The organism is Gemmatimonadota bacterium, assembly GCA_040388535.1.
Classification (GTDB): Bacteria; Gemmatimonadota; Gemmatimonadetes; order Gemmatimonadales; family GWC2-71-9; genus Palsa-1233.
The window spans coordinates 89,340-102,927 of sequence record JAZKBR010000009.1 but is presented as its reverse complement, the minus strand read 5'-3'; the positions used below and the strand labels follow the sequence as shown (position 1 = coordinate 102,927).

Below are 13,588 nucleotides of genomic sequence, written 5' to 3'. Positions count from 1 at the left end.
CTCAGGTCGTCGTGGCGGCGCGGGGGAGAATCGCGGGAAGAATACGTTCGAGGGTGACCCCCCGCGAACCCTTCAGGACCACCAGTTCGTCGCCCCGCAACTCTGCCGCCAGGAGCGGGCCCATCGATTCGGCGTCGGGCGCCTCCAGCAGGGTACCCCCGAAGCCCGCGCGATAGCCGCTGAACGCAGGCACAAAATCGCCGACCAGCGCGAGCAGGTCGGGCTTGAGCGACGCGAGCTCAGCGGCAACATCGCGATGCAGCTGCGCCGAGTCGGTGCCGAGTTCCCGCATCGTCCCGGCGACGAACACCAGTCGTCTCCCAGGCCTCAGCTCCCGCGCCAGCGCGATCGCCGTCGCGAAAGACTGCGGGTTCGCATTGTAGCTGTCGTTGAGCAAGGTGAGCGAGCCGACCTGCGTCAATTCGCCGCGTCCGCCCGGTACCGTGAATGATTCGAGCGATCGCGCGACGGCATCGAGGTCGAGTCCCAGCTCTCGCGCGACACCCCACGCAAACATCGCGTTACCGGCCTGGTGCCGGCCGCGCGCGGCGAGGGTGAAAGTTCGGCCATCGATGGAGACGATCGGTCGCCCATCGGCGCTGATTTCCACGCTCGTCGGGTGGATCTCGGCGCCATCGAGGCCGGCGGTGATCACGCGTTTGGCGCCCCGCTCACGGGCGCCCGGTGCGAGTTCCGGCGGCGTGGTTCCCACGATCGCGAGAGGCACCTCGCGCGTGAGGGCGAGCTTCTCCCGCACCACACCAGCGACCGTACCGAACCCTTCGAGATGCCCGGCCCCGGCATTCGTCACCAGTGCGATGTCGGGTGAGATGATTTCGCGGTACCGGGCGATTTCACCGGGAAGATTTGCCCCTGCCTCCACCACCAGCGCCTCGGTGTCCGCCGGCGCCTCGAGAATGGTGCGTGGCACGCCGATGAGGTTGTTGAGATTGGCGCGTGTCTTGTGGGTGCGCCACCGGGTGGCAAGCACTGCCGCCACCATCTCCTTGGTCGAGGTCTTGCCATTCTGTCCGGTGATGCCAATGACGGGCCCCGTCATCTGAGTGCGTGCGGCGGCCGCGAGGTCGCCGAGCGCTCGGAGTGTATCCGACACCGGGTAAAGATTGAGGCCGAGTACCGCCGGAGTTCCCTCGAGCACCACCGCGCCGGTGGCGCCAGCATCGCGCGCCTGCTCAAGAAAGCGATGGGCATCGAACTGCTCTCCGCGCAGCGCCACGAAAAGTGCCGCGGGCATCATCTCACGCGTATCGGTGACGACGGCACCGTAGCCACCATCCGCAGAGCCCGCGAGGTGCAGGGCGGCGCGGACCCACGCATCCGTGAAGCGGACGCTCATCGACCGAGCAGCCCGAGCACGATGTCACGCTCGTCAAACGGCAGACTCTCAGTGCCGACCACCTGGTAGGTCTCGTGACCCTTGCCCGCGAGCAGCACCGCATCGCCAGGCCCGGCCTGCCCTACCGCCAACGCGATGGCAACGTAGCGGTCGGTCTCGCGTTCCCAGCCGGACTTCGGCATCCCGGCCACAATGTCATCGATGATCAGATCGGGATCCTCGGTGCGCGGATTGTCGGAGGTCACGATGGCGTGGTCCGAACCGGCGGCCGCGATCCTCCCCATGATCGGTCGCTTCCCCTTGTCGCGATCGCCACCACATCCGAACACCACAATCAGGCGACGCGGTGTCAGTGGCCGGAGCGTCGCAAGCGCCCGCTCGAGCGCGTCTGGTGTGTGAGCGTAGTCGCGGAGGACGTGGAATGGCGCGTCCACGATCTTTTCCATTCGCCCAGGTACCTGCGGCGAAGAGGCAAGGCGTTCGACCACGGTCGCGAGGGGAATGCCGAGGCCGAGTGCGGCAGCAGCTGCACCCGCCGCATTCGCGACGTTGAAGTCACCGGGAAATGGAATCGACACTTCCGCCTTGCCGAACCGTCCCGACAGGGTGAACCTGGATCCCGCCGCGACCGACATCACATCCTCGACCCGGAGGGCAGCATCTGGAGCGAGCCCCCAGGTGATGGTGCGCTTGTCGGCGTGCAGCCCTTGCCACGCCGGATCATCCGCATTCACCGACAGGACGCCGTCGCTGGTGACGAGGTCGGCGAGTCGACGCTTGGCGGCGAGGTACTGCTCCATCGTGACGTGATAGTCGAGATGGTCGCGAGTGAGATTGGTGAAGATGCCGGCTGCGAAGGCGAGGCCGTCGAGCCGTCCCTGATCGAGCGCGTGAGACGACGTCTCCATCGTGACGCGCCGCACCCCCGCATCGACCAGGGCCCGAAGCGTCGCCTGCAGGTCGAGCGGCCCTGGGGTCGTCAGGGAGCCCGCCGTGGATGGCACCTGGCGGCTCTTCGCGTCGAACGCGCCGAGGGTGCCAATGCTTCCGGAATCGTGCACGGCGTTGAGCAAGTGGCGCATCAGGGCGGTCGTCGTCGTCTTGCCATTGGTGCCGGTGACGCCCACCAGCTGCAGCGAGTCTGCCGGCGAGCGGTACCACGCCTCCGCCAGCAGCCGCGCGGCACGCTGGCCATCCCGCACCACGACGAGTGGCACGCCGACCGTACTCCCCTGCTCCGCGATCACGCCAGCTGCGCCACTCGCGATCGCCTTCGCGATATAGCTGTGGCCGTCGACGACCGACCCGCGCACGGCAATGAAGAGCACCCCGGGCTTCACCTGTCGGGAATCGACCGCGATCCCTTCGATCGGCACGTCGGTGTCGGGCGCTTCGATCACGAGATCGTGGCGGCGGAGCAGAGCGACCAACTGCTGCAAGGTCATCGGGTTGAGTCGGCGTAGACGGTGACGGTTTCGCCGCGGGCCAGCGTGTCGCCCGCCGCAGGAATGGTGGAACGCACTCGACCCCGACCGGTGAGCCGGACCTCGAGGCCAAGCCGATGCAGTGTGAATGCGGCCTCGCGAGCCGATGAGCCTGCGAGCGCGGGCATCGCCACCGCGGCGCCCGCAGCAGCGTGGGCTGGCGCCGACAGCGGGAGTCGAACCCGTTCGACCGGGACCGATTCAGGAAATGCTGCCGCTCTCGCAACCGGTGGCGTCGCTGCCGCCTCCGCAGTGATCCGGCTGCGATCGAGCGGCGAGGACGACGCAGCCAGTGCCTGCAGCAGCATCGACCGCACGGCAGGCGCCGCCACGAAGCCACCGAAATGCGACCCTGCGGTCGGGTGGTCGATCATCACGTAGACGACCCACTGCGGATCATCGCCGGGGAAGATTCCCGCGAACGAAGCGCGATAGTTCCCTGGGCCGTAGGGCGCCATCTTCGCGGTGCCGGTCTTGCCAATCACCGAATAGACATCGAGCTGGGCACGTGTGCCGGTTCCGCCGCTGTCGGTCGCGAGTCGGAGGTATTCCCGAAGTCGCCGCGAGATCTCCGGCGCGATCGCCTGGCGCAGCACCTGAGGTTTCGTGCGGTACAGCACTCGGCCCGTACTCCCGTCGCGCACCTCGCGCAGCAGTTGCGGAGCCAGCAGCACGCCGTCGTTGGCAATCGCCCCGTAGCCAGCGGCCATCTGCAGCGCGGTGGTGGTCCACTCGTAGCCCTGCGCCCACGACGGCTGGGTGAATGCCATGTTCGCACGCGTCGCCGGCAAGGCGATCCCCCCTGGCGATTCACCAGGAAAGCCGATCCCCGGCACCGTACCGAAGCCGAAGTCACGAATCGCGCGGTATTGCTCTTCTCCGCTGATGCGCCGGGAGAATTGCGAGATCGCGATATTGCTCGAGAACTTGATCGTCTGGCCGAGGGTGAGAAGATCGGTGGTCTTGTGCTCGTCCTCGATGGTGCGAGTGCTCCGTCCACTCACCGGCATTCTCCAGATCCCCCCCATCCCAGGCACCGGTGCGGTGTCGCCGTGAAAGCGCAGCACGGCGCCGGCCGTGAAGATCTTCGATGTCGAGCCGGGCTCGAACGGCTCCACAATCGCCGACGCCGAGGGCTGGACCTCGTGCGTCACCGGATCGCTCCGCAACGAAGCGATGGCGATCAGTTCGCCGGTGCGCAGGTCGAGGATCACGACATCGCCGCCGCGCGCCTGGCTGGTTTCAACCGTGCGCCGGAGTGCGCCCTCGGCAATCGCCTGCACATTGCGATCGATGGTGAGGTAGACATCGCGCCCGGGCTTCGGCTCCTTGAGCCGTGAGTCGGGGGCTTCGACGGCCCGGCCACGCGTATCGAGCTGATAGCGCGCCTCACCCGGCGTGCCCTCAAGCAACGAATCGAGCATGCGCTCCACGCCGCCGGAGGGCTTACCCTGGTCATCAAGCCGACCAAGCAGGCGCGTCGCGAGCGACTTGACCGGATAGGTCCGCTCACGCACCGGAATCAGGTAGACCCCCTTGATGCGCCGGATCGGCTCGACTTCACTCGCCGAATAGAGCGTATTGAAGAAGGCGTCGTTGTCGCTGAATTCCTTGATGACCTGTTCGCGCGGGATGCCGAGCTTCGTCACCAGCAGCGCCATCACCTTGGCGGTATCGACAAGCTGATTCTGCGCCACCGCGATGCGGTAGCCCTCATCCGTCACCGCGAGCGGCACGCCATTGCGATCGTAGATGCGGCCGCGCGGCGCCGGCACCGGCGATGTCTTGTAGCGGTACTTCTCGGCGCGTGCCTTCCAGGTGGTATGCTCGACCACCTGCAACCGGAACGATTTCCAGAACACGGCTGCGCCGCCGAGCGCGAGGAGCGCCTGAAGCACGACGATCCGCGCTGCGGGCTTCGCCATCAGTGCGCCGGCGTGACGGGAAGCGCGACCATTTCCGAATCGGAGGCGATCCGAAGCCCCATGGCCTCGGCTCGAGGTTGCAGCTGTTCCTGCGTGGAGAGGCGGGCAATCGTCGCGGCAAGACGGTCGCGATCGGAGATGAGCGCGCTGACGTGATCGTCAAGCGTGCGCAGGCGGCCCTGCAGCGCGAACGCGCGGCGGTCGCGTGACACGATGACTCCGGCGACAGCGAGGAACACTGCCGTCCAGGCGAGCACCAGGTGGCGTCCCCTAACCTGCATCATTGATCCGGAAGAAGCGTAGCTTGGCACTGCGGGAACGTACGTTGGCGATCAGTTCTGCCTGATCGGGAACGATCGCCTTGCGAGGTTCGGCGCGACCCTGCGGCTCGCGACCGCAGACGCACTGTGGCAACCCGGGGGGGCAGACACATCCCGAACCCCAATCACGAAACGCTCCCTTCACCAACCGGTCTTCGCCCGAATGATAACTGATCACCGCGAGGGTACCGCCAGGTACTAGAGCGTCCCGGAAGGCGGGGAGCGCCTCCTCCAGTCCGGTCAGTTCCTCGTTCACGGCGATCCGGACCGCCTGGAAGATCCGGGCGAAGTCGGGGGGGCCGCTCTTGGGGCCGAGGGCTCCGCGGATCGCGTTGACAAGATCGTCACTGACCAGGAAAGGGGCGTTCCCCCGGCGCCGGACGATTTCGGCTGCGAGCCGCCGCGAGCGGTTCTCGTCGGCGTACTGGTAGAAGACATCCGCCAGCTCCCCCTCCTCGGTCTCGGCGAGCCACTCGGCAGCGGTCGGGGCGTCGGGGCCCATCCGCATATCGAGAGGTGCCCCGGCCCGGAAGGTGAAGCCGCGGTCGGCCTCGTCGAGTTGCCGGGAGGAGACACCGAGATCAAGCAGGATGAACCCCGGCCGGAACCGGGCCACTGCTGCGAGCGCCTCCGGAGAGGCATAGGCGGCCTGCAGGTATTCGATCCCGGATTCCCCGAGCCGGGCCCGAGCGGTCGTGATGGCGTCGGGATCGCGGTCGATGCCGAGGACCTTGGCGCCGTCAGCGAGGAAGGCCGCCGCATGGCCGCCGTGGCCCAGCGTGGCGTCTACCACGCGCTTCGAGCCGAGGGCGCGAGCCCGGATCGGTTCGAGGAGCACGGGGACGTGGAGGAGCGGGTTGGTCATGAGGGTTCCGGAAAACAAACCACCCCGTCCGTAAAACGGACGGGGTGGCGAGCGGGACGGGGCTGACGGGGCTCGAACCCGCGACCTCCGCAGTGACAGTGCGGCACTCTAACCAACTGAGCTACAGCCCCCCAAGGACAGCCGCCGAATATATAGAAGCTGCCCCGTCGGGGGAAGTGTTACTTGCAGAAGGAGCCGATCATCTGGGTCACGGCTGGCTTCTCGGAAACCACCGAGGCCAACAGCTGCTTCGCATAGGCCGCCACGCCGGTGTTGGTGCTCGACGCTGCCAGCGTGACCGCCGGCTCCAGCTTCGCGAGCAGTTCCTGTTCCTTCTTGGCCAGCTCGCAGGACTTCTGCGCGCGCGACGTCGTGGCCAGTTCACTGAGCTGCGGTTGGAGTCCAACCGCATAGAAATAGTTTGTGAACACGAGAATGTTCGGATTCGTCGGCCCGACAGAGAGTGACGCTTCGCCCATCTCGATCAGAGCGGCGCTCTCTGGCGGCTTGGCGCCCGCAGCCGCCTGCATTGCCTGCAACGTCAGGTTCGAGAAATTGTTCTTCGCGTCCTCATCCCCGAATTGCTTGATCTGGGGCGCAAACTGGATCGCCTCGTGCGACTTCTTGGCATCGAAAAGCTGCTTGACAACGCGCAGAACCGCGTCGGTCTTGCTCGGATCGATCTTGACCAGCCGCTGCGTCACCGCGACGGTGGAGTCAGTCTGCCCCGCGATGGCGTACGCCTTCCCCGCCTCTTCCAGCAGTCCCGCGTTGTCAGGGAACCGCTTGATGGCACGAAGTGCGAACGCCAGATACTTCGCCGTGTCGGGCTTCTGCGCTGCGGCGTACAGGATCTTGTTGAAGTACGCCGTGTCCGCACGCGTGCTGTCGACCACGAATACCTGTTCCAGCGCGGTGACCGCACAGGCGTAATCTTCCTTCACGAAGCAGACGTTGCTCTTGAGGTCGAACCAGTCCGGGTTCGCCGGATCCTGCTTGATCCCCTCATCGGCGACTGACATTGCCGACTCCGGCTTGCCGTACCGCAGGAAGAGCTTGAATGCAGTCTCGAGCAACGGCTTGTTGGTCGGAGCCGCGCGCAGCATCGCCTGGTAGGTCTCGATCACCTTGACGCTGTCGGACTTCTTCTGGTAGATCTGCGCCATCTGGTCCATCGCGACCAGCGACAGCGGGTCGCCCTTGACCGCATTGCCCAGGTGCGTGATCGCCTCGGCACCCACCGAATCCTTCTTCAGCGCCATCTCGGCGAGACACCACTCGGCCAGGCCGAAATTCGGGACGACCTTGAGCGCCTTGTTGGCCGATTCGATCGCCTTCTCCGGCTTGGTCGCGGCGAGATCGCTGCAGCTCTTCGCGTCGGCAATCGCCTTCATCACCGCAGTCAGTGCATCGCCCAGCTTGTTGCCCACCTCAGGACCAGCCGCCCCCGTCACCGTCACGACCTGACCGACGTCGATGTTGGAACCGACCAGACGCGCGGTCACCGTGATGTTGCCGCCCGACTTCGAGAGCGTCGAGGTGATGAAGTAGCGTGACGTCAGCTGCCGCGCGAGTTGGCCTGCCGACAGTGGCGTCAGGATCGCGTCTGTGCCGTAGCCGTAGGTCGTCAGCGCATCGTTCATCTCCTTGCGGGTGATGATGCGATAGTCGGTGCCGACCGTCTTATCGAGACGTTCACGCGCCGCCGTTCCGATCGCAACGGCGACCACGGAATCCGGAGGTGACGCAGAGAACGGATTCGCGATCAACACCAGCGTCTTGGGCACTTGCCGTGTGCCACCGCTGATCGTCCCGCGGATTTGCATTGCGGGAGCGGGCACGGCCGTGGTCAGGACGGCGAGAAGAACAAGCGACGACACCTGTTGGAACATCCCAGCTACCTCCGTGAGGTTCAGACTATAAGACGGGTACGGCCCACGCTTCCAACACGTTGCGGATGGGCGAAGAGGGATTCGAACCCCCGACATCCTGCGTGTAAGGCAGGCGCTCTAACCAGCTGAGCTATTCGCCCTCGTCCTGAAGTTCAGGCCAGCAACGCCAAGGGAAAGAGGACGCAATATCCAGCGACCAGCAGCACGGCAGCCGCACCAGGCGAACCACCGACGAGTACGGCATACCCCGCTCCGATGCTCGCCAATGCCACGGCGATCAGGAGCAGATTGCGGCGCGTGAAGAGCGTCGACGACGGCACGGAGACCTGGTCAGTAGATGGCATAAGCTGAGGAGGCTAGCCGCCAGAGTCCCCTCGGTCAAGCCGATTGGGCGCCTGTTCGGCAGTTGTAATCTCCTCGTTATCTGGCTCCTCGATCACCCATCCCTCGTTCAGGGCGGCACGGCGTGGTGCATCTCGATGTCGCCGCCAGGCTGCAGCCCAGCCCAGCAACAATGTCACAATCAGCCAGGCCCCACCGGTCGCGAGCCAGATGAGCCAGTTGTAGCGCTTGCGGACCTCGCGGTGCCACGCCTCGTCGAAGCGATCTTCGCTCAGCCCGGTGGTGGCCAGGACCGCCTCGTCGAACGGCATTCCGGCCTTGAGCCGCTCCATCAGCGGCACCAGGGAGCCGCTGGGGTGCCGGCGGGCGAGGTAGGACACGGCCGAGCCTGCCAGCGCGTACCCTTCCTCGGCGTCGCCGCTGCTGCCGCGGAGGGCCCCGTCAAGCGCCCGTAGCGTCGGCACCCGCCCGGATGCCACCGAAAGGTTCAGCTGGAGGCCGGCGAGCCGACCATACTCCCCGGCTGCCAGGACGGCGTAACCCTCGTCGAACCAGAGCGGCACCCGACCCCGGACCTGCTGGTGGAGCGCGACGTGCGCCAGTTCGTGCCAGAGGGTCCCTAGCGGGTCGCCGGCATCGACCCGCACCACGACCAGGCGGCTGCCGGGCAGTGTCAGGCCGGCTCCCCACGCCGGGACGCGGCCCCGGGACCAGCCACCAAATGCGCCAGTGTCCGCCACCACCACCAGGACGAGTTCACCGAGGTCGAGTCGACCCAGCCCGAACCAGTCGCGAACCCGCCCCGCCGCCTCGCCAAGTTCGGTCCCCAGCGCCGCGTGCTTCCGGTCCACCAGTACGGTGACATCCCCGACTTCGATGCGCAGCTCGGGCATCGGCGGCCCCGCCAGCTGGGGCGCCTGGCTCTGGAGCGCCAGGAGCAGGCTCAGCGAAAGGCGGAACGTGGTGGCACTCCTCCGGCCTTGGTGACCTCCAGCAGAGTGGCGCTTCGCTCCGAGAACGGCGAGTGCCGAACGGCCGCTCCGGTCGCCCAGGCCGCGCGGGCGGAATCTGGTTCGCCGCGAAACCAGAGCGCCCGCCCGAGGTCGGCCCACCCCTCGGCGAGGTTCGGCCCCAGTGCCACCGCGCGCCGGAGCAGTTCCACCGCGTCGGTGTCCATCTCCCGCTCGATGTAGGCGACCCCGAGCCAGTAATTGGCGTAGAGAATTGCCCGGGCATCCCCGGGACGTCCCGCAACGCGCGAGAGATGTTCCATCGCCTCGCCAGTAATCCCCTTCCGCAGGCAGATGACACCCAGCGCGACGCGCGCGAGCCCGTGCTCCGTTTCCCGCATCAGGACCTGGAGGCAGTACTGCAGTGCTTCGTCGTGGCGCTGCTGATGCATCAACGACCAACCGAGCAATGCCTGGGCATCAGTGCTGCCAGGGTCTCGGGCGACGGCCTCGCGGAAATGTCCCTCTGCGTTGACCCAGCGCGCCCCGGCAAGGTCACTCCAGCCACGCTCCATGGAAGTGGAGGCGCCGATATGGTCGTAACGGATCGTCGCGGGAGCATCCACCGGCAGCGACTTGAAGCCATCGACCAGTGCGCGAATCGATTCCTTGAACGCGGCAACCTCCGTGAGCAGCCCGTCGGCCTCCTTGAAGAGGGCGATGATCGCTGCGCGGACAGCATCGCGTTCTGGCGGCGCCATCGGCGTGGCGAGCCGCTCGTTGAGACGCTGGTATTCCGCGCGCATCGGGCCCAGCAGATCGGGACTCACGACGCCGCACCGGAGCCGGCAAGATTCGCGCGGACCAGGGCATGCTCAGGATTGAGCGCGAGTGCCGCCGCCCAGTGGCCTCGCGCGGTACTCATGTCGCCGCGACGACAGGCGAGGTTGCCGAGCTTGAAATAGAGGTCATCGCCGAGCGATGGTGCGAGCTTCGCGGCACGCTCGTACGACTCCTCTGCCTCATCCCAGCGCCCGGCACGGTAGAGGAGGTCGCCGAGATTCTTGGAAATCTGCGGAATCGTCGGATCTTCACCGAGTGCATGGCGCAGGTGCGCCTCCGCCTCACCTACTTCGCCCGTCCCTTCGAGCAGCACGCCGAGCGTCGTCCGCAGCACTGGGTGGTCGGGATAAGCGGTAACGCCATCGCGAATGGTGGCCAGCGCGTCCTGCCACGCCTCGGAAAGCGCCTGAGCCCAGCCACAACCCCAGTACCAGTGTGCGGGGGCCCGGCGCGACCCAAGGAGGTCACGGGCCCGCGCGAAGCGTTCGAGGGCCTTCGCAGGCTCACTCCGACGAAGCGCGAGCAGTCCCCAGCCAGTCCAGAGACGCGGATCGTCGCGATCGAGCTGGACGGCATCGGCAAGCGCAGCATCCGCTTCGTCAACCCGGCCGAGCGATTCCAGGGCAAGCGCAAGATTGTGCAACAACGCCGGCCGTGGTCCGGCGCGCTCGATGGCACGCTGGAACTGGTCGAGCGCATCGGACCACCGGGCCTGTCGCAAGGCGATCAGGCCGAGCTGAAACGATGGCTCGCCATCGCCGGGGCGCAGTTCGGCGACCCGCTTGAACTCGCGCTCGGCCTCGGTGAGCATCCCGGTGCGGTAGAACGCTACACCAAGATTGCGGTGCTCTTCGAGCCGCGCATTTCCCTGCCGAGGTACGACTGGCGCCGCCGTTGCCACCCGGCGCAGGCGCCCCGCCGTCGTCAGGCCGAACAGTGCGCGGCAGACTTCGAAATCGGTGAGGCCGGTGGCTTCCATGATTTCGCGTACCGTTCGCGCACCGTCGATCAGCGGCTGGACCCGGCGCTCGATGTCGACAAGCGTGGCGTCGCCCTTGAGGTCGATATCTCCCTCGCCCTCGAGCGCGAAGACCGCATCAAGCGAAGGAATCTTCTTGGCGATCACACTCCATTCATCGACGCGACGCGCACCTTCGAGCAGCAGGCCCTCGGGATTGAGTCGCACCGTTCCTTCGGCATCATCAGGCGAGATGCCGGCTTCGAACGAGAAGGTGCCACTGGCCCAGGTGAAGAGCGTGTACACCGTCTCCTCAACCTGACGGCGCAACTCGCCTTCGAGCTCGGCGTTGCTGAGGTAGTTCAGCTGGACCAGCACGGCGCCGAGCCGATGACCGGGCAACGACGCCTGCGTCGCGACCGCCGATTCGAGTTGCTCCGACGTGAGTTTCCCCGCGGCCACCAGTCGCTCGCCGAGTCGGTCGGGACGCGAGACCATGCCGGCAAAAACGATCCAGCCGTCGTCGAGCCAGATCGACGCGAAGTTGCGATCGTTGGCGACGGACAGGCAACCGGTGCGGCGGCCGAGATAGAGCAACTGCACCACATCGGGGAGCGAGGCCTCCTTGAGCGAGCCCTTGATTGCCATCAGCGCCATTCCTCAAGCAGGCGCTCGGCAATATCGGGCCAGATCTCGACCATCTTCTCGCGCGAACGAACCGCGCCACTCCCAGGCGCCATGAGTCCGTTGCCACGTCGCGGTGGTCGCGGTCCATCCACCGGCGACCCCTCGAGCAACGTGCGAGCGAGGGCCAGCGTGAGGGTCGCGTGCCGTTCCTCGGCCGCGGCCGTGAGGCGCTGCAGCAACTGTTGCACGTCGCGCAGCGAAGCAGCGGGGCGTGCCGCGAGATACTCGACCAGGTCACCATCCTCGGCCGCCGTGCCGAGCAGTCGGGCAACCTCGTGCAGCTTGGCTTCGCGATCGGGGGGCCCGAGTTCGAGAACGATCCCGCCGGCGAGTCGTGTCGCCAGCCGCGGCTCGAAGCCCTCGAGCTGCCCAGGTGGCGCACTCGCCGTGAACGCCATCTGGCGCCCGGACTCGAGCAACAGGTTGTAGAGGAGATACAACTCTTCCTGACTGCGCTCCTTGCCGGCGAAGACACCGACATCGTCCAGTAGCAGCGCGTCGACGCGACGGAGACGCTGCCGCCACCGCGCGATTGTGCCGTCACCAAGGGCGGCCACGAGCCCATCCACGAACTGCTGGGCATCGAACACGGCAACGCGACCAAGCCCCGATGCGCGGAGGGCGTGCCCGAAGGCATGCAGGAGATGCGTCTTGCCGGTGCCCGCCGGCCCGACGATCACCAGTGGGTTATAGCGCTGCCCCGGTGCACCAGCGGCCGTGCGCATCGCCTCCACGACCGAGCGCGTGCTGGGCCCCTCGCCAAAGAGTTCGAGCGTGTAGCGCGCCATCGGGCCAGGCAGAGGTTCACCCGCCTCGCGCGCTTCGGCTACCAGGGTTTCAGCTTCGGCGAGCCGATCCGGGTCGTGTAACGCTCCCGCACCGAGGAGCGATGGCGCGAGCTCTCTCAGTTCGCGCTGCAAGGCGCGGAGCGCCTCGACGTCGCGCTCGAACTCCTCGAGGGCGACCTCGGGATCGCTTCCCATCTCGCCGGCGAGCAGGGACTCGAGCCGGGTGTTCCGGAACCCCTCGCCCACATAGCGCAACGAGGCCTCGGTGACTCGCTGACGCCAGCGATCGACCTGATGCGAGACCGCCGCCGAGAGATCCGAAAGAAAATCCGAGAACTCGTCGCCGCCGGCCGCCGTGACCGCCGGCAATTCAGTGCGCACTTCGGCCGCACTCGCCGGCGAGAAGCCTGCGTCTGACGACAGCAACTCGGCGGGCGACGGTGGCTCTTCTGCCTTGACGTGGCCGAGCCCGGCCAACAGCTGCCGTGCTTCTGCGGCACTCAGCTGCGAGCTCTGGACTGCCTGCTGGGCGATCAGCCGATTGAGCGCGCCGAGGAGCTCTCGCACGGTCGTGATTGGCAACTCCGCCACGGCAGAGAGCACCTCGGTGCTGAAGCCGACGTGCCGCTCCTGCGCGCGGCGCGAGAGGATCGCCAGTCGCGTTTCGTAATCGGGGGCGCCGATGTCGATGACGAGACCACCCGAGAAGCGACGGATCAGGCGTTCATCGAGCGACTGGATCTCTTCCGGTGGCCGATCGCCGGCCAGCACGATCTGCCGGTCACCTGCCATCAGCACATCGATCAGACGGAGGAGCTCGCTCTGCAGTTCACGCTGGTCGGTAAGCAACTGCGCATCATCCAGGAGGACCAGATCGGCCTCGGTGAAGCGGCGGCGGTACGCCTCAGCCTGTCCGGCAGCAAGCGCGGCGTGGTACGCCTCGACGAAGTCATCGACCGTGACATACTCGACCGTGCGCGACGGATCGATCGCCTGCGCCTCGTGACCGATTGCCATCAACAGGTGCGTCTTGCCCAGCCCGGGCCGGGCATAGAACCAGAGCGGGTTATAGGCCGCGCCCGGGGCCTCGGCCACCGCCTTGGCGGCCGTGGCCGCGAGCCGGTTGGACGACCCGACGACGAACGAGGCAAATCGGGAATTGGGATTCAGCATCGGC

11 protein-coding genes and 2 tRNA genes are annotated in these 13,588 nt (G+C 66.7%); all 13 read right to left on the bottom strand.

Features of this window, described 5'->3' with window-relative positions:
• Nucleotide 1 precedes the first annotated feature (1 nt).
• Nucleotides 2-1,357, bottom strand: a complete 1,356-nt coding sequence (murF, locus tag V4558_16405) for a UDP-N-acetylmuramoyl-tripeptide--D-alanyl-D-alanine ligase (protein ID MES2307084.1) — start codon at nt 1,355-1,357, stop codon at nt 2-4.
• Complete coding sequence (locus V4558_16400) at nt 1,354-2,787, bottom strand: UDP-N-acetylmuramoyl-L-alanyl-D-glutamate--2,6-diaminopimelate ligase (GenBank protein ID MES2307083.1); 1,434 nt, start codon at nt 2,785-2,787, stop codon at nt 1,354-1,356. Before V4558_16400 ends, murF begins: the two co-directional genes overlap by 4 nt.
• A gap of 11 nt (nt 2,788-2,798) precedes the next feature.
• A complete protein-coding gene (locus tag V4558_16395) occupies nt 2,799-4,766 on the bottom strand; it encodes a penicillin-binding transpeptidase domain-containing protein (GenBank protein MES2307082.1) in 1,968 nt (655 codons plus the stop codon).
• Entirely contained in the window at nt 4,766-5,023 is a 258-nt protein-coding gene (locus V4558_16390) for a hypothetical protein (protein MES2307081.1), read from the bottom strand. Before V4558_16390 ends, V4558_16395 begins: the two co-directional genes overlap by 1 nt.
• Before the next feature lie 13 nt (nt 5,024-5,036).
• The gene (rsmH, locus tag V4558_16385) at nt 5,037-5,951 is read right to left on the bottom strand and encodes a 16S rRNA (cytosine(1402)-N(4))-methyltransferase RsmH (protein ID MES2307080.1); all 915 of its coding nucleotides are present in this window, start codon (nt 5,949-5,951) and stop codon (nt 5,037-5,039) included.
• A gap of 57 nt (nt 5,952-6,008) precedes the next feature.
• Nucleotides 6,009-6,082 (bottom strand) — tRNA-Asp (locus V4558_16380).
• 48 nt (nt 6,083-6,130) lie between these two features.
• A complete protein-coding gene (locus V4558_16375; protein ID MES2307079.1) occupies nt 6,131-7,831 on the bottom strand; it encodes a hypothetical protein in 1,701 nt (566 codons plus the stop codon).
• A 78-nt stretch (nt 7,832-7,909) separates the two neighbouring features.
• Nucleotides 7,910-7,983 (bottom strand) — tRNA-Val (locus V4558_16370).
• 12 nt (nt 7,984-7,995) lie between these two features.
• The gene (locus V4558_16365; protein ID MES2307078.1) at nt 7,996-8,187 is read right to left on the bottom strand and encodes a hypothetical protein; all 192 of its coding nucleotides are present in this window, start codon (nt 8,185-8,187) and stop codon (nt 7,996-7,998) included.
• A gap of 12 nt (nt 8,188-8,199) precedes the next feature.
• On the bottom strand, nt 8,200-9,078 hold the full coding sequence (locus tag V4558_16360) for a hypothetical protein (GenBank protein ID MES2307077.1): 879 nt from the start codon (nt 9,076-9,078) through the stop codon (nt 8,200-8,202).
• Between the two features lie 50 nt (nt 9,079-9,128).
• On the bottom strand, nt 9,129-9,965 hold the full coding sequence (locus tag V4558_16355) for a tetratricopeptide repeat protein (GenBank protein ID MES2307076.1): 837 nt from the start codon (nt 9,963-9,965) through the stop codon (nt 9,129-9,131).
• A complete protein-coding gene (locus V4558_16350) occupies nt 9,962-11,584 on the bottom strand; it encodes a DUF4388 domain-containing protein (protein ID MES2307075.1) in 1,623 nt (540 codons plus the stop codon). Before V4558_16350 ends, V4558_16355 begins: the two co-directional genes overlap by 4 nt.
• Entirely contained in the window at nt 11,584-13,584 is a 2,001-nt protein-coding gene (locus V4558_16345; protein ID MES2307074.1) for a DnaA/Hda family protein, read from the bottom strand. The genes V4558_16350 and V4558_16345 overlap by 1 nt, the downstream gene beginning before the upstream one ends.
• Between the last annotated feature and the right edge of the window lie 4 nt (nt 13,585-13,588).